We start from the raw sequence: 16,776 nt of genomic DNA on the forward strand, positions 1-16,776 counted from the left end.
AAGTTCAAAGCCAGGTTGTGAGACCTGGCTTTTTTTGTCTGGAAGCAAGTGCAGAAAAGTTTACCTCTTCAATTCAGAACCTTCTCAATCTCAAAAAACCTCACATCCGCCTTTACATGCTCCAAAATGCGCTGTGAGCGCTCGGGCCGGGCATCGGTGATGAATACCTGGCCGAGGAAACCGGTGTCGATGAGTTCGATGAGCTTGTGGATGCGGCGATCGTCGAGTTTGTCGAAGATGTCGTCGAGCAAAAGGATCGGCGTTTTATTCTTCTCCTCTTTCAGTAGTTCGAACTGCGCAAGTTTCAATGCAATTAAAAAAGACTTTTGCTGCCCCTGCGACCCAAATTTCTTCAGGGTTACCCCGTCGATTTCGAAAACATATTCATCCTTGTGCACGCCCTTCCCTGTGCGCTGCGCGTGCAGGTCGCGGCTGCGATTGCGCCTGAATTCGGTTGGAAAATCAGGACTCGCTACTTCGCTTTCGTAAATCACGTCCACTTTTTCATGCCCGCTGCTCAGGAATTCATAGTATTTATGAAAAATCGGGATGTATTTCTGCATGAAAACGCTGCGGTGTTCATAAATCCGCTGCGAAAGGATGATCAGCGGTTCGTTATAGGTTTCCAGCAGGTCTTCGTCGAGGTAATTCCTTTCCGCAAACAGTTTGAGCAGTCCGTTTCGCTGGGTTAATATCTTGTTGTATTGAAGAAAATCACCCAGATAGCCAGGTACGGCTTGTCCCAGGACACCATCGAAAAAGCGTCTTCGCTCCTCGCTGCCGTCGCGGATCAGGTCGGTGTCGTCCGGGGCGATCAATACCACGGGAAAAAGCCCGATGTGGTCGCTTAGGCGGTCATAATGCTTCTTGTCGGCCATGAAAACCTTTCGCTGGCCCCGTTGCAGGCTGCATGTGATCTGGATGTGCTTGCCCGACTCATTGAATACACCGTCAAGCAGGAAGAAATCGTTAGCATGGCGCACTCCCAGCGCGTCCTGATTGTGAAATGCGCTTTTGGTAAGCGTTAGAAAATAGATTGCGTCGAGGAGGTTTGTCTTTCCGCTGCCGTTCTCTCCGACTATACAGTTCACATGTTTTCCAAAAGTGAAGGCCTTCTCCTCATAACTTTTAAAGTATGTAAGGTGGAGCTTTTCTAGCCACATGAACTTCTTTGTTATTTAGTTTATGCTTATTTTCGCAAATCATTTGCGTGAGTACGGCAAAAACAGACTCTGTTCAAACCACTAACTTTAAGACAAAGTTCTGTCTTTATAAACGAGAACCAAATACATGGCCACCGTTACTGAGAAAAAGAAAGCTTCAGCCCCCAAAAAATTACAGCATTCGACCGAACGCTATATGTTCTGGTTTGAGAATATGCTTCTACAACGTCGTTTTGAAGAAAAAGCGGGCCAGCTTTATGGTCAGCAGAAGATTCGTGGTTTTTGTCACTTGTATATCGGCCAGGAAGCTTGTTCTTCCGGTGCGGTAAGCGCTTTGAAAAAAGGCGACAAATACATTACGGCTTATCGTGACCACGGTATCCCCATTGCATTGGGTACTGATCCGAAGGCAATCATGGCAGAACTTTACGGCAAGAAAACCGGTACCACCAAAGGTAAGGGTGGTTCAATGCACATCTTTGACAAGGAAAATGGCTTCGTCGGAGGCCATGGTATCGTCGGAGGTCAGATTCCCCTGGGCGCTGGTCTGGCATTTGCGGAGAAATATAACAAAACCGATAACCTGTGTATCTGTTACTTCGGTGATGGCGCGATCCGCCAGGGTTCATTCCACGAAACGCTGAATATGGCGATGAGCTGGAAGTTGCCTGTGATTTTTGTAGTGGAAAACAACGGATATGCCATGGGTACTTCCGTGGCACGTACATCTAACGTGACTGAGCTTTACACCCTTGGCGAAGCTTATGATATCCCCTCGGAGCCTGTGGATGGCATGAGCGTTGAGGCGATACACGAAGCGGTGTCACGCGCGGCGGACCGCGCGCGAAAAGGCGAAGGACCTACTTTCCTTGAATTCCGGACTTACCGTTACCGCGGGCATTCGATGTCTGATCCTCAGAAATACCGTTCGAAAGAGGAGGTGGAAGAATACAAACACCGTGATCCAATCGAGCAAATCCGTTCGGTGATCCTGGAAAACAAACTTGCTACCGAAGAGGAACTTGAAAATATTGATAAAAAAGTGAAAGAGGTCGTTGCCGAATGTGTCCAGTTCGCGGAAGATTCGGAATGGCCGGATCCGAAAGAAGCCTATACGGATGTGTATGCCGAAAACGATTATCCTTTTGTGATGGATTAGTATAATCCGAAACGCATGAATAAAAAACCCGCCGGATTACTTCGACGGGTTTTTTAAGTAATTTCAGCTTTTAGTAAACGGGAGTTGATCCTGTGTTAAGTTTTTCACGTAGATTGAGTTCTAGTAATAATTTAAAGTATGTCCCTGGATCAGGATTTTGAAAACGAAGAAGAGGAAGGCGAAGGCAAGGAGATGTCGTTCATCTCGCATCTCGAAGAGCTGAGATGGCATGTCATTCGTGCTGGTGCTTCGATTCTGGTATTTGCAATACTCGCTTTCGTTTACATTAAAGAGCTTTATCACTATGTAATCATCGCCCCTTCCCGGTCCGATTTCTGGACTTACAAAATGCTTTGCAAGTTGTCGGTGATCGTGGGTTACGAGGATTTGTGTATCAAAGCGCTGAACTTCAAATTGCAGGCGATCGGAATGGGTGATCAGTTTACTATGAGTATGACCTCATCAGTAATAGCCGGTCTTGTATTCGCATTTCCGTATGCATTCTGGGAAGTATGGCGTTTTATCAAGCCCGGTTTGAAACCTTCGGAGCGGCGATCTGCACGCGGAGCTGTTTTTTACGTTACTTTCCTGTTCTTCTCCGGCGTGCTGTTCGGGTACTATGTGGTAACGCCGCTGGCGATCAACTTCCTTGCCAACTTCACGCTGGACCCATCGATTATCAACGAATTCAGCATATCCTCTTACATTTCCCTGGTCGCGACGCTTACATTGGCTTGTGGTGTGGCATTCCAGCTTCCGATCGTGGTGTTTGTGTTGTCGAAAATCGGAATTCTGACACCCGCATTCATGAAGGAATACCGTAAGCATTCCATGATCGTTATCCTGATCGTTGCGGCGGTTATTACGCCATCGCCGGATATTTATAGCCAGATTCTGGTCGCAATTCCATTGTTCCTGCTCTATGAGGTGAGTATTATGGTTTCCGGAAAAGTGGAGCGGGAAAAGATCCGTGAGGAAAAGCGCCTGGCGACATTGGGTAATACCAGTACCGAAGACTAGGTAGGTTCAGGCATTAAACTTTTGACAGACCTCGGCCAACCGGTCGAGGTCTTCTTGTTGGTGCAGGGTGCTGATCGCAATGCGGGTTACCGGCGCATCGCTGGCAGAAGGGTAGGGGAAACACGATGCCATGATGCCATTTTGAAGCAGATGATCAAACAATGCAGCATTGCGCGAACAAAATACGGGATAGCTTGCTAGGGAATCGAAATGCGTGCCCCGTTTTATAAGCTCATTGAAATAAGTAACATTCTTCATCAGTAGTGCATGTGCAGCCCGATAATGGTCCTGTTCCAAAAGCATTTTTAACGCATACGCATAGGCAGGTGCTGGCGGGGACGCGCCCGCGTACCAGGGAGATTTTTGCAATGTTTCAATCGCCGCCCCGGCCCCCCAGATAGCCCCGGCAGGAATTCCCATCGCCTTGTTCAGGGACGACACAAAAATGGTTTGTGCCAAAATCTTTTCATCGAGTTGTGGTAAAATGCCCTTTCCTTCCTTGCCAAGAACACCGAGCGAATGGGATTCGTCAATCAGCAGCCATACCTGGGTAGAATCTTTCAGTCCATTGAAAATGGAGAAATCAAAAGCCTTTACGATAGGCGAACCCACGGCGTCGGTGCAAATAATGTGCGTGGATCCCGGAGCCGAGCCGTTGATTTTTTGAACCGTCCATCCTGCCCATTCGGCCCAATCCATTTCCGTTCGCTGAAATTGATTGCCCCAAAGAGCGGGATGGACACCCGGCGCATAATGGTACCTGACATCGGACTGAATGGATTGCCTGGAAACAATGGCTTCGATTTCCTTCATCAGCAGCTGCCCTGCCCACATACCGGAAGAGACGATCATCGCAGCCGGAGCATTCACGAAACTAGCGAGATTAGCCTCTGCTTCCGGGTAAATGTCGAGTCGGAGGCTGTTGTTTCTCGAACTCCCGTAATGATTTCCGAAAGTCGCCGTAGCCAGTTGCAAATATCTACGAAGGGCTTCGTTGTGTCCCATACCCAGGTAATCTGTCCCGCTGAACCAAAGGTAATGTCGTCCGTCGTTCGTCTCGACAGTCCTTCCGGGAAGTTGGCGGGTATGATAGGTTGCCACGGCGCAGGGTTACAGGAATTCTGGTTTCAGGGTCGCACCGGTTCCGTAGCCGGACGCGTAAATGATTTTTCCATCGTCGAATGTAACGCCGGTTGCGGGGTCATTGGTGATCAGTAATGACCCGTCCATGTCGACATAATCCAGAAGTGGCAACAGATGGGCGATGGCGGAGATACCGATACTGGTTTCTGTCATACAGCCTATCATGGTTTGCATGCCCAGGCTTTTTGCTTCGGCTATCATGCGCAATGCAGCGGTAGGTCCGCCGCATTTGGTCAGCTTTACATTCACACCATGGAATAGTCCTGCACAGTTTTTTACATCGCTTTCTATAATGCAGCTTTCGTCTGCGATCACGGGAAGCGTGCTTTGGGAAAATACTTTTTTCATGCCGGTTATATCATCGGCAGGCAAGGGCTGTTCGATGAATTCGACACCTAACGCAGCGAGCTGCGGAGCCAGTTCAATGGTTTTTTTCGCCGTCCAGCCACAGTTGGCATCGACGCGGAAAAGCGCATCGGTATTTTTGCGAAGTTCCTGCACGATACGGAGGTCCTCCTGCGTGCCCAGTTTAATTTTATAGATCGGCCAGGGCATTTCCTTCATCTTGGCGACCATTTTTTCCACAGTATCGATACCAATGGTAAAGTTGGTCATCGGAATGCGGTCGGGTAGTAGTCCCCAGCTTTCATACAGTTTCTGTCCTTTCTTTTTAGCAAAAAGATCCTGCGCAGCTTCGTCAAGCGCACATTGGGCAAATGAATTGGATTTCAGTTTTGGATGGACCAGTGCCCACAATTCTTCCGCTGACCGATAGTTCTCCGACTCAATGAGCGATTTAGCGGTTTCGAGGGCTTCGATCATGTTATCGATCGTGATGCCATAGTAGGGATTGGCAGTAGCCTCGCCAAACCCGCAAAGCCCATCGTCGTCTAGTCTGACAATCAAGGTCTGCTGAATGTCGCGTGAGTCATGCGCAATGGTGAATGTATGTCTGAGTGCGAGATCGAACCGGTAGTAGGAAAGCTTCATAGGGTATAGGGGTCGGTGAATATCATCGTTAGTTTCGCATATCGAGACCCCACGATAATTTACTTCTTAAGGTATTCAAAAAGCTGTCGTCTTTCATCTTGATAAGCCGGGCAATAAAGCCCGCTTTTCTAACCAGCAATTGCGTGTTTTCATCCACGATACGGGAACGAGCATCGAGCGAGACCAGGAAATTGCTGCTCCTGCTTTTGACTTCCAGCCGGATAATCGCCGTGTCTTCGACCACCAGCGGGCGTACATTCAGATTATGCGGGCTGATGGGTGTCACGATGAAATTCTGGGAATGTGGCACCAATACCGGGCCTCCGCAGCTCAGGGAATAGCCGGTCGAGCCCGTGGGGGTCGAGATGATCAAACCATCGGCCCAATACGAATTCAGAAATTCGTCGTTCAGGTAGGTATGAACCGTGATCATCGACGAAGTATCCGTCTTGGTGATTGTAAAGTCGTTGAGGCCGAAATTCAGGCCGTCAAAGAGGTCAATGTTGGACTCGACTTCGACAAGTGTGCGCTCATCGATCCGGAATTGGCTGTTTTCCAGGGCGGTTATCATGTCTGAAATGCGCTCGGGTGGCACAGTAGCCAGGAAGCCCAGGCGTCCGACATTGATTCCTATGGCAGGGGTCTGTTTTTTACCAACGTGGGAAATGGTTTCCAGCAGTGTTCCGTCACCGCCCATACTTACGACGAGTCGCGCGTCAAAGAGTTCTTCGGGTTTTTCATAAACCAGCTCGGAATAGTGTGTAACGTTGTTTTGGTCCAGGAATGTGCGGAAAGCTTTCGAAAGCTGAACTTCGACTTTCCTGCGGGACAGTTCACCGAACATATTTTCAATGAACGGACGGGCGGACTCATTGAAGTTGCGTCCGTGGATAGCTATTTTCATGAATGAAAAAGTAAAACTGCTGGTTTCCCCCGAAAGATACACGACAAATGGGCCGATTCAAAAGCCAGGATGCATTTACGAGTGACCGGATTTAGGTGGCCAGATAGCGTAAAAGCATATCGAGCCGCTCCTGATCCAGGCTTTCAATGGGATCGTTGGCGTGCGCTTCTTCGATTTCGTATCCGAAACGTTCCAGCGTGGCTATAATGGGGGTAATGTGGGTCCGGTTGAGTTTAAGGGTCAGGCGAGCTTCGTTGGTGGGATTGTAAACTTCCCCTGAGGAATAATAGCTGCTCAGAATTTTTACGCCGTTGGACTCGATCAACCGGCTGATTTCGGACAGAGAGTAACTTCTTTCTGCAACACGCAGCACGATCACAGCACCTTTTTCCTGAATACCCAGCTCGTTGACAAACTGCTCGACAAGATTAGTGACGAGGATACTGCCGGCAAATGTACGGTCTTCGTGCAGTACCGGAATTATCAGCAGCCCAAATTGATTGACTAACCGAAGGAGCTCGTAAGGATGCTGATCTTCTGTTGCGAATATATCCTTATGCTGAATGATAACTTTGGAAAGCGGCTCGGAAATGTCGGTGATATCGAAGAGAATGTCTTCCGAAACGATACCCTGATAAGAACCGGAATCGGCAACGACCAGCTGTTTGGTGCCGAATTCATCCATCCAATCCAATGCCGTACCCACCGAATCATTCGGTTTCAGGACTGGGATCATTGGGTTGATGAGATTGGCTGCTAGCATGGGTCAGAACGTCATTTTCCGAAGCTATAAAAAAACAATATATGGATCAACTTTCGTAGCAAAAGAAATTTCGGCCCAATTCCCGGCCAACTAGGCAACCTGTACTGACACGTGCTTTTCCAGAAAGCTTTCCAGTATCACATTAAACTCATGCGGATGCTCCATCATCGGCGCATGGCAACACTTGTCAATAAAGTACAATTCGGAATTGGCGATCAGGCGGTTGAATTCGTACCCGACGTGAGGCGGAGTGATCGTATCATTCAATCCCCACACCAGGAGCGTCGGCACGTTGATTTGATGCAAATCTTTGGCCAGATTATGACGTTGGGCTGATTTGGCGATTCCGACAATGCTCATACACTTTGGAATGCTCGATGTGGTTTCAAACACCTCGTCGATCAGGTCTTTTGTAGCAACTTCCGGATCGTAAAATGTATAAGCCACGCGTTCCTTTATATAATCATAGCTACCCCGTTTCGGGAACGAGCCGCCCATTGAGTTTTCGAACAGGCCGGAGCTTCCCGTAAGCACGAGACGCTGAACGTTCTCCTGGTTTTTCAATGTGTATAGCAGACCGATATGACCTCCGAGCGAATTGCCGATGGTGGTTACGTTGGTAAGGTTTTTAAAGGAAACGAAGTCTTCAAGAAATGTCAGCAATGCTTCCAGTCCGGCTTCCCGCGGAGGAAGTTCGTATATGGGCAGAAGCGGGATCACGACTCTGTAACGGGTAGAAAAATGGTCTATAATTCCATCCCAATTGCTCAATGCCCCGAAAAGGCCATGCAAAAGCAGTAAAGTCTCGCCCTTTCCCTCGTCGATAAACTGAAACCTGCCTTCCGCACGTACTGGATATTTCATTCTTTTTGTGGATTTAAGACCATTTATAACTTATCAAAGAAACTAGTGCATGATAAGGATACTCTACAAAACTAGTTATTTTTTTGGTTGTTCAATGACGTAAAGTAACAAACGGGTTTCGAATTTCTTGTAAATATTATATTAATAATAAAAGAATAAGTCGATTAACACAGAATGATGCAATTCTGTTCCTCCGATGGAAGGCTGCCCCTCCCCTGTCGCACAGGTATATTTTGTCAAATTAAGTCTTACCCCATTGGTCGGCTTTCCTGCTGACCGGATTGCGGTTCAGGCGAACCGGTTATAGTTACGTCAAGCCACTTGGAGTCTAACCGAAATTTAGCCAGAATTTATATTGAAAAGGAATTAGAAAAAAATTAAATCCGTCTGTAAATTCTTTGATTATCTGAAAATGAAGAAGATTTCCCGCCTGATCGCTGCATTACTGATCATCCAAGTTTTGAACATTCCGTTACTGGCGCAAACAGAAATTCCGCTTTATCCCGGGAAAGTACCCCATGCTATCGACGCCGAAAATCAGGAAACCAACCAGAACAATGTGATAAGGAATGTCTCCAAACCTACATTGCGTATTTTTCTTCCACCAGAGGGCAAAGGGAACGGAGCGGCGGTTATTGTTTGCCCCGGGGGCGGGTACGGTGTGCTTGTAATCGACCGGGAGGGATTTCAGGTTGCAAAGGCATTGAATGAAGCAGGTATAGCGGCATTCGTATTGAAATACAGATTACCCAGCGACCGGATTATGAAAGACAAGTCAATCGGACCGCTCCAAGATGCACAACAGGCTATCAAAACAGTAAGGGAAAGAGGGACGGAATGGGGTGTTGACGGTAGTAAAATTGGCATTATGGGCTTTTCAGCCGGAGGGCATCTGGCAGCTACTGCGGGAACACATTATGATAGCAGCTTCATCGAAAATCCGGCAAAAACGAGCCTTCGTCCGGATTTTATGATCCTTGTCTATCCTGTTATCAGTTTTCTGGATAAAATAGGGCATAAGGGGTCAGCCACTAATTTGCTCGGACCCGCTCCGCAAATGGATAAAGTGAAGTACTTCTCTAACGAGTTGCAGGTTACAACCACCACGCCGCCCGCGTATCTGACGCATGCGGGTGACGACACCGTCGTGCCGGTTTCCAATAGTATCCGGTTTTATGAAGCATTGAATGCAAAAAGCATCGCCGCCGATATGCATATTTATTCCAAAGGCGAGCACGGCTATCTCAAAGTACCCGCTTTCGAAGAATGGTTCGGGCGATGTTTGCATTGGATGCGCACAACCGGAATACTTCCTTTAAAATGATCAGCCCGGTTGGATTTCTTCCACGGAATCCAGTTTGGAGAAGGGCGAATTCGCGCTGATGTACTCGGGGATAACCATTTTCAACACAGCCACGATCCGCTCCGGCTGGCCGGAATCCAGTGCTTTCTGTAATGCCGACATAGACTGTCTTACGCACATGCCGGAAGCTTCCGGGAATCGCGTCGTTTTGATCTTTCCGTGTCGGGCTGCAAGGTTGTCTTCTTCCGGAAGGTCCTCCGACAGCTTCTCGCCGGGCCTTAGCCCCGTGTATTCGAGAAAAATGTCTTTTTCCGGCAGCAAACCAGCCTGAATAATCATTCGCCGGGCGACATCGGTAATCCGGATCGGCTGGCCCATATCGAACGACAATATTTCGCTGCCGTAACTGATCGCGCTGGCCTCGAGTACAAGCTGACAGGCCTCGGTGACCGTCATCATGTAACGGTTGGCGTCCGGGTGGGTAATGGTCACAGGACCGCCATTCTGAATTTGCCTGGCAAACCGGATCAGAAATGAGCCGTTGGAACCGAGTACATTGCCAAACCGGGTAATAATGAAATGGGTTTGTTGCGGATATTCCCGGGCGAGGTACTGGAGGTAGATTTCTCCGAACCTTTTCGTCGCACCCATAACACTGGCCGGTCTGACGGCCTTGTCTGTAGAGATGTAAATGAATTTTCGGACGTGATAGGCAACGGAAAGATCTGCAAGGATCTCTGTGCCCAGGATATTCGTCTTGACCGCTTCATAAGGGTTTCTCTCCATGAATGGCACGTGCTTGTAGGCCGCGGCGTGAAATACGCCGTGTATGTGCGCCTGCGAGAATATTTCCGACATGCGGAGCGCATCGGTTATGCTTGCAACATGGGATTGGATATCGGTTTGAGGAAATCTTTGCCTGAGATGGAGATCCAGATCGTTCAGTGCCGTTTCAGCCTGATCAATGAGAATAACACCAGCTGGATTATATGTACAAACCTGCACAGCCAGTTCACTCCCGATCGAGCCTGCGGCGCCGGAGATGAGGATGGTGTGACCGCCGATTTCCTTTATGATGTTTTCCGGATCGAGGGTAATGGGTTCGCGACCAAGAAGATCTTCCGGCATAAATGGGAAGGGAGGGTAGGTGTGAGAGCTCAGCATCCAGAATATCTTTTATATGTGTTCGATATTCTTGATACGTAACTTTGGTGGTTAAGTAACAAAAAAAGAGCCGTAAAATGTACAGCTCTTTCCGTAACCCTTTAAACGGTAATATTTTATCAGATCAGCCCTTCGAAAATGCCGGGAGCAAGACCGAACAGGATCGTCAGGAATGTAGCCAGCAGCAGGATAATCTGGTAGAACGGAGCCACTCTGATTTTAATCAGATCTCCTTCTTTCAGGTAAGACGAAATAATGACCCTGAAATAGTAGTAGATGCCGACAGTTGACATTAAAACAGCAATCACAGTGATCCAGATAATGCCGCGCTCTGCCGCGCTGGTAAAGATGAAAAATTTACCCCAGAAACCTGCGGTCAACGGTATGCCGGCCAGCGAAAGCATCGAGACGGTCAGTACAAATGCAAGCAGAGGGTTTTGCTTGGCCAGGCCATTGAAAGCCTCATAACGCTCATTGGGTTGGCCTTCGATGGTTTTCTCTTTCGAAACGAGCATCAACACTCCGAATGCAGCTATTGTTGACAGCGAATAAGCCAAAGAATAGAAGATGATTGCGCTTTGCGTTGGTTTGCTCAGGGCGGTCAATGCGATCAGTAAGTATCCGGCGTGCGAGATACCCGAATAGGCAAGCATCCTTTTGAAGCTGTTCTGGCTGCTGGCACCGATGTTGCCAACGAGTAATGTCAGTACGGCGATAACCGCTATGACGATCCACCAGAAGCCATAAATCGAGAATGTGTTAGTCAGCAAACGGAACAGTGCGGCGAACCCGGCAGTCTTAACGACAGTCGACATAAAAGTCGTAAAGATCGTCGGTGCTCCTTCATAAACATCAGGGGTCCAAAAATGAAACGGTGCTGCCGATACTTTGAAAAGCATGCCAATCAGCAACAGAAGGAACCCTGCGTAAAGGATGTATGATTGTGTTCCCTGCGGAATGTTGGATGCGAAACCCTGAATCTGCGACAGTTTGAACGAGCCGGTTGCACCGTAAAGCAACGTTATGCCAAAAAGCATGAACCCTGTCGCGAAAGCGCCCATCAAAAGGTATTTCAATGCAGCTTCGTTGGAGCGCAGGTTACGTTTGTTGCTCCCGGTAAGAATGTACATGGCCACCGAAAGTATTTCGACACCGATGAAAAGCATGATCAGATGCTCAAAACCGATCATCATGATGGCACCTACGAGCGAAAACAGCATCAGTCCGTAATATTCAGCAGGTTCGGAGTCCGGGTTATCCTGAAATCCTCCTGAGATCGCAACGATCATAAACGCAGAAAGCAGAACAATCCCGTTGAATGCCAGGGTTACATTGTCGACCCGCAGCATATCACTGAAATAAAGGAATGGACCTTTACCCCATTCAATAAAGTTGCTGCCCAATGCGATGATCAGAAAAAGCAGCGTGGCGGGAAGCAGGATGTTTTTGGATTTCGAGAAGCCCAGGAAAAGCGTGACAACTCCAAGAAACGACAACAATATAATGGGATACATATTCTAACTTAGTTATTGACCAGTTGCAACAATTGGCTTACAGCAGGCTCTGTTAATTTCAGGAATGTACTGGGGTAAACGCCGATCCAGAATACCATGATGATCAGTGGCAACAAGACAGCACGTTCGCTTGCCGTGAGGTCCTGGAAGCCTTCGACCCACTTAGATTTAGGCCCGAACATCGATTTCTGGAACATGCGCAGCATATATACTGATCCCAAAATGATCGTCAGACCGGCTATTGCACCGAGCCACTTGTCGTAACCGAATACGCCTGACAGGAGCAGGAATTCACCGACAAAACCGTTGGTCAGCGGCAGCGCGACACTACCGAGCAACAGTATCATAAAATATACGCTCAAATGCGGCGTGCTCTGGGTAATGCCTCCCAATTGGTCGAGGTAACGCGTCTTGGTCCTCGCGTAAATGATATCGACTATGAAGAACAGGCCGATGACGTTGATACCGTGCGCAAGCATCTGGATCAATGCGCCCTGCAATCCATTGATAGAGGAAGAAAATACGCCTGCTGCCATCAGTCCTACGTGCGCGAAGGAAGAATAGGCGATTAGGCGTTTCATATCGCTTTGCTGGATCGCGATAATCGATCCGTAGATAATTCCAATAACTGAAAGGATCATCGCCATCAATCCCCATTGATCCATTCCTATCGGGACGATCGGAAGCAGGAAGCGGATCAAGCCATAAACCCCCATTTTCAGCATAATACCGGATAGTAGCATCGTGGCGGGAGTCGGCGACTCGGTATATGTGTCGGGTTGCCAGGTATGGAAGGGAAACAAAGGCATTTTGATGGAAAATGCAATGAAAAATGCCCAGAAAACGAATCCCTGTGCCATCGGGCTCAGTTGCAACTGATATAATGCGGTGATTTCGGAGCTATGTGTGCCGGGTGTCTGGTAGTAGAGATACACCAATGCAACCATCATGAACAAGCTACCGAAGATCGTATAAATGAAGAACTTGAAAGTGACTTTTAATCTGTTTTCGCCACCCCATACTGCCGCGAGGAAATACACGGGAATGAGTGCCGCTTCAAAGAACAGGTAAAACAGGAACGCATCCGTGGCCGTAAACACACCAATCAGCGCCGATTCCATGAAAAGGATGAGAGAATAGAACGTAGCCTCGTTTTTGTACTCGTTTTTAAATGCAGCAAGGACAATCAGGGGCGTCAGAAATGTTGTAAGCAACACCAGAAGCATGCTGATACCGTCCACGCCTGCGGCAAAAGAGATTCCTCCCGATGCTACCCAGGCATATTTAAATCCAAACTGACTACCCGCAGAGGGGTCAAATTGCAGCCAGGTGAAGATAGCAACGCCCAATGAAGCGAGTCCGCCAACCAGGGCTATCTGCTTCGCCAAGCGCTCGCCGGACAAGAGTGTGATAACGCCTGCCGCTATCGGTAATAGTATTAAAAGAAGAGTAAGCATATTTTCAGGTCGACGGTCAGCAACAAATGATGAACGGATTTATGAATGGTCGGTTCAGAGTAACAACTTCCAGAACAATATGGCCACAATGCCGATGACCATTGCGAAGACATATTCTCCCGTTGATCCGGATTGTGTTTTTCTCAATAGCTTCGCCGACAGGTTTACCAGCCGCACCACAGCATCGATCACGAGATCGATGAAAAACTCGCCGAAACTGTAAAGAATATTGGAAAGGGTCTTGATCGGTTTTACAAATACGGCATCGTAAAGCTCATCCACATAGTACTTGTTATAGATGGCACGTTGCAAGCCCGATTTCTCCTCCGTATCGGGGGCCGGAACAGCCGCTTTTTGTACATACATCACATAGGCAACAATCGCGGAGATCAGCGCAGCAGCCACTGAAATGCCCATCAGCGTATATTCTTCCGAATGGGAAAGTGTTGTGGGTTCAAACGCAACCGGATTGGCTTGCCGTGCCAGGTCATAGAGCGGGCTCATAAATTCAGCCAGGTGGTGTGTGCCGTGCAGCGCCTCTGGAACACCGATGAATCCACCCAGTGCAGAAAGTACTGCCAGGACGATCAGCGGGATGGTCATGGAGGCAGGCGATTCATGCAGATGGTGCTCCTGCTCATGTGTACCACGGAAAGTACCGAAGAAAGTCAGGAACAACAGACGGAACATATAGAACGAGGTCATCACCGAACCCAGCACACCTACTACCCAAAGCAGCTTATTATGTTCAAAAACATGGGCGAGGATTTCATCTTTGGAGAAGAAACCTGCAAATGGCGGTATACCTGATATCGCGATCGTGGCGATCAGAAATGTCAGGAAGGTAACGGGCAGTTTTTTACGAAGTCCGCCCATAGACCGGATATCCTGCTCGTCGGACATGGCGTGGATCACGCTACCGGCACCGAGGAAGAGCAATGCCTTGAAAAATGCGTGGGTAATCACATGGAACATCGAAGCCGAATAAGCCATCGCGCCCAGGCCCATGAACATATAACCCAGCTGACTTACAGTAGAGTAGGCCAGTACTTTCTTGATATCATTTTGCAGAAGACCGATCGACGCGGCGAACAATGCGGTAGCGCCCCCGATAATGCCTACGATTTCCAGCGTGGAAGGCGCCAGGGAATACAACACGTTGGAGCGGATCACCATATAGATGCCCGCCGTAACCATCGTTGCAGCGTGGATCAGGGCTGATACCGGTGTCGGCCCTGCCATGGCGTCGGGCAGCCAGGTGTAAAGCGGGATTTGCGCCGACTTACCCATTGCTCCGACGAACAGGAACAAGGTGATGGTGATGATCACAGGATCGCCCACCTGGAAGCTGCTGGCGGCTTTGGCAAACACTTCTGAATATTCGACCGAACCGAATGTGGCGATAATGGTGAAAATACCCAGCAGAAAGCCCAGATCACCCACCCGGTTCATAATGAATGCTTTGCGGGCTGCGTTGTTATAATTCGTATTCTTGTTCCAGAATCCGATGAGCAGGTAAGAGCAAAGTCCCACGCCTTCCCAGCCGATGAACATGATCACATAGTTCGAACCCAGCACGAGCAAGAGCATGAAAAACAAAAACAGGTTCAGGTAAGCAAAGAATTTACCAAAACCTGAATCATGATGCATGTAGCCAATGGAGTAAATATGGATCAGCGAGCCAACTCCGGTAATGATCATCAGCATCAGCAGCGAAAGCTGATCGATCTGAAAAGAGAACGGAATGTTCAGGTCACCCACAGATATCCAGTCAAAAAGAGGGAGGATCAGGGGCTGACTTCCGGACGCTACAAAAGCGTTGAAAGTCATCACCGAAAGCACGAAGCTGGCTACTACGGCCAGTGTTCCGATAATGCCTACCGCGCCTTTTGGAATATGAGGGAATCCTATTCCGTTGATCAGAAAGCCAGCGAGTGGCAACAGCGGAATCAGGATGAGTAATGATGCAGACATGTCTATTTTTTAATCTTTAATCTCTGGATTGTTTACCAGGCAAGTGCCGGAAAAGCCGGTTTTACCATTTCAGCTTGTTGAGGAAACCAATGTCTGTATTTCTGGTATTCCGGTAAATCATTACGATGATAGCAAGCCCGACGGCTACTTCCGCCGCTGCCACAGCCATGATAAAAAATACGAAAACCTGTGCGGAAGGATCGGACCGGTAGGATGAGAATGCGATCAGAAGCAGATTAGCTGCATTCAGCATCAGCTCCACGGACATAAAAATGATAATGGCATTCCTGCGTGTAAGTACGCCGATGATACCAATCACAAATAGTAAGGTGCTGAGAATTAGATAACTTTGAAGTGGGATATTTTGAATAACCGCTGGTATGTTAACCTCTGGCATGGTAGGGTTTGGGATCATAGCAGGTTTACCTTATTGGATATCCGGTTAAAATAGTCAAAAATAGATTTCAGGCAAAAATAGACATAATTACTACTTACTCAAATCTGTCGGAGTGATTATGTCAACGTTGGGTTAATCCCCTTAATTTAATCTCCGTCAATTTCCGTTTAGTGTCAAGCGGGAATTCCCCTTTCATGATCCAGTCAAAAAATGATGGTTCGTTTTTCAGGATGTCGATCACACGTTTGCCATTGTGCTTGCCAAAGTTAAAGACCTCTTCTCCCTTATCATTGTATACCATTCTCCCCGCAAAATCGACGATTCGCGATGCAGTGAGTTCATGCAGTGCTGCCATATCGTTTTTGACTGGTTCGGTCTGGTTGCCATGGCTGTCCGAAACGGTTACTCCTTCATACATCGCGATCTGACCCTGAAGTACTTCAAAGGTAGCGATCGTGTCCGCCTCGGCGCTGTGCGCGTTATCGAGCGTTTTGCCGCAATAGAACTTATAAGCAGCAGATAGGTTTCGCGGTTCCATCATGTGGTAAATGCGCTGAACATCAACCATCCGGCGGTTCTTGACATCAAAATCGACGCCTACCCGGAGGAACTCTTCGACGAGCATCGGAATGTCAAAGCGGTTGCTGTTGAAACCGGCGAGGTCGCACCCTTCCAGAAATGAAGCGAGGTTTTTGGCTATACTTTTGAACGTAGGCGCATCCTTTACATCTTCATCATAAATTCCGTGTATAAGGCTGCTTTCCAGAGGGATTGGCATTTCGGGATTGATTCTCCGTGTGCGGATTTCAATTTCTCCGTTTACCAAAGCCTTGACCACGGAGAGCTCGACGATGCGGTCACGAACGATGTTAACTCCGGTTGTCTCGAGATCAAAAAAAGCAATTGGCTTTTTCAGATGGAGGGTATGCATGGGGCTACTCTGATTGGTTTAAGCGCAGCG

At 48.2% G+C, this 16,776-nt stretch carries 15 protein-coding genes; 3 read left to right on the forward strand and 12 right to left on the reverse strand.

Annotated features, from left to right (window positions below; translation table 11 throughout):
- Positions 1 to 68: 68 nt before the first annotated feature.
- Positions 69 to 1,163 carry a DNA replication/repair protein RecF gene (recF, locus tag BP71_RS35200; RefSeq protein ID WP_496386367.1) on the reverse strand — a complete coding sequence of 365 codons (1,095 nt, stop codon included), beginning with the start codon at positions 1,161 to 1,163 and terminating at the stop codon, positions 69 to 71.
- 127 nt (positions 1,164 to 1,290) lie between these two features.
- Here recF and pdhA point away from each other — a divergent pair, with 127 nt between their 5' ends.
- Together pdhA and tatC are read left to right on the forward strand one after the other, a co-directional pair.
- Positions 1,291 to 2,322 (forward strand): pyruvate dehydrogenase (acetyl-transferring) E1 component subunit alpha, encoded by a 1,032-nt coding sequence (gene pdhA / locus BP71_RS35205; protein WP_496386368.1) that lies wholly within the window; start codon positions 1,291 to 1,293, stop codon positions 2,320 to 2,322.
- Between the two features lie 138 nt (positions 2,323 to 2,460).
- Positions 2,461 to 3,342, forward strand: a complete 882-nt coding sequence (tatC, locus tag BP71_RS35210) for a twin-arginine translocase subunit TatC (protein ID WP_496386369.1) — start codon at positions 2,461 to 2,463, stop codon at positions 3,340 to 3,342.
- Positions 3,343 to 3,348: 6 nt separating this feature from the next.
- On the opposite strand, the gene BP71_RS35215 is transcribed toward tatC, so the two are convergent.
- From BP71_RS35215 to BP71_RS35235, 5 genes are all read right to left on the reverse strand, one after another.
- Complete coding sequence (locus tag BP71_RS35215; RefSeq protein ID WP_496386370.1) at positions 3,349 to 4,443, reverse strand: aminotransferase class I/II-fold pyridoxal phosphate-dependent enzyme; 1,095 nt, start codon at positions 4,441 to 4,443, stop codon at positions 3,349 to 3,351.
- 9 nt (positions 4,444 to 4,452) lie between these two features.
- Complete coding sequence (locus tag BP71_RS35220; protein WP_496386371.1) at positions 4,453 to 5,475, reverse strand: dipeptide epimerase; 1,023 nt, start codon at positions 5,473 to 5,475, stop codon at positions 4,453 to 4,455.
- 28 nt (positions 5,476 to 5,503) lie between these two features.
- Positions 5,504 to 6,379, reverse strand: coding sequence for an NAD kinase (locus BP71_RS35225; protein WP_496386372.1), 876 nt, complete (start codon positions 6,377 to 6,379; stop codon positions 5,504 to 5,506).
- A gap of 91 nt (positions 6,380 to 6,470) precedes the next feature.
- Positions 6,471 to 7,142 (reverse strand): CBS domain-containing protein, encoded by a 672-nt coding sequence (locus tag BP71_RS35230; protein WP_496386373.1) that lies wholly within the window; start codon positions 7,140 to 7,142, stop codon positions 6,471 to 6,473.
- Between the two features lie 90 nt (positions 7,143 to 7,232).
- Positions 7,233 to 8,006, reverse strand: a complete 774-nt coding sequence (locus tag BP71_RS35235; protein WP_496386374.1) for an alpha/beta fold hydrolase — start codon at positions 8,004 to 8,006, stop codon at positions 7,233 to 7,235.
- 412 nt (positions 8,007 to 8,418) lie between these two features.
- Here BP71_RS35235 and BP71_RS35240 point away from each other — a divergent pair, with 412 nt between their 5' ends.
- The gene (locus tag BP71_RS35240; RefSeq protein WP_496386375.1) at positions 8,419 to 9,330 is read left to right on the forward strand and encodes an alpha/beta hydrolase; all 912 of its coding nucleotides are present in this window, start codon (positions 8,419 to 8,421) and stop codon (positions 9,328 to 9,330) included.
- Here the strand turns inward: BP71_RS35240 and BP71_RS35245 are convergent, their stop codons facing one another.
- The 6 genes from BP71_RS35245 to BP71_RS35270 all read right to left on the reverse strand — a co-directional run bounded on the left by BP71_RS35245 (position 9,331) and on the right by BP71_RS35270 (position 16,746).
- A complete protein-coding gene (locus tag BP71_RS35245; RefSeq protein WP_496386376.1) occupies positions 9,331 to 10,473 on the reverse strand; it encodes a polysaccharide biosynthesis protein in 1,143 nt (380 codons plus the stop codon).
- A gap of 119 nt (positions 10,474 to 10,592) precedes the next feature.
- Complete coding sequence (locus BP71_RS35250; protein ID WP_496386377.1) at positions 10,593 to 11,987, reverse strand: NADH-quinone oxidoreductase subunit N; 1,395 nt, start codon at positions 11,985 to 11,987, stop codon at positions 10,593 to 10,595.
- Between the two features lie 8 nt (positions 11,988 to 11,995).
- Complete coding sequence (locus BP71_RS35255) at positions 11,996 to 13,444, reverse strand: complex I subunit 4 family protein (protein ID WP_496386378.1); 1,449 nt, start codon at positions 13,442 to 13,444, stop codon at positions 11,996 to 11,998.
- A gap of 54 nt (positions 13,445 to 13,498) precedes the next feature.
- On the reverse strand, positions 13,499 to 15,418 hold the full coding sequence (gene nuoL, locus BP71_RS35260; protein ID WP_496386379.1) for an NADH-quinone oxidoreductase subunit L: 1,920 nt from the start codon (positions 15,416 to 15,418) through the stop codon (positions 13,499 to 13,501).
- A 61-nt stretch (positions 15,419 to 15,479) separates the two neighbouring features.
- Positions 15,480 to 15,833 (reverse strand): NADH-quinone oxidoreductase subunit NuoK, encoded by a 354-nt coding sequence (gene nuoK, locus BP71_RS35265; protein ID WP_295929650.1) that lies wholly within the window; start codon positions 15,831 to 15,833, stop codon positions 15,480 to 15,482.
- 103 nt (positions 15,834 to 15,936) lie between these two features.
- Positions 15,937 to 16,746 carry an exonuclease domain-containing protein gene (locus tag BP71_RS35270; protein WP_496386380.1) on the reverse strand — a complete coding sequence of 270 codons (810 nt, stop codon included), beginning with the start codon at positions 16,744 to 16,746 and terminating at the stop codon, positions 15,937 to 15,939.
- Between the last annotated feature and the right edge of the window lie 30 nt (positions 16,747 to 16,776).

This window comes from Dyadobacter ginsengisoli DSM 21015, from assembly GCF_059568735.1.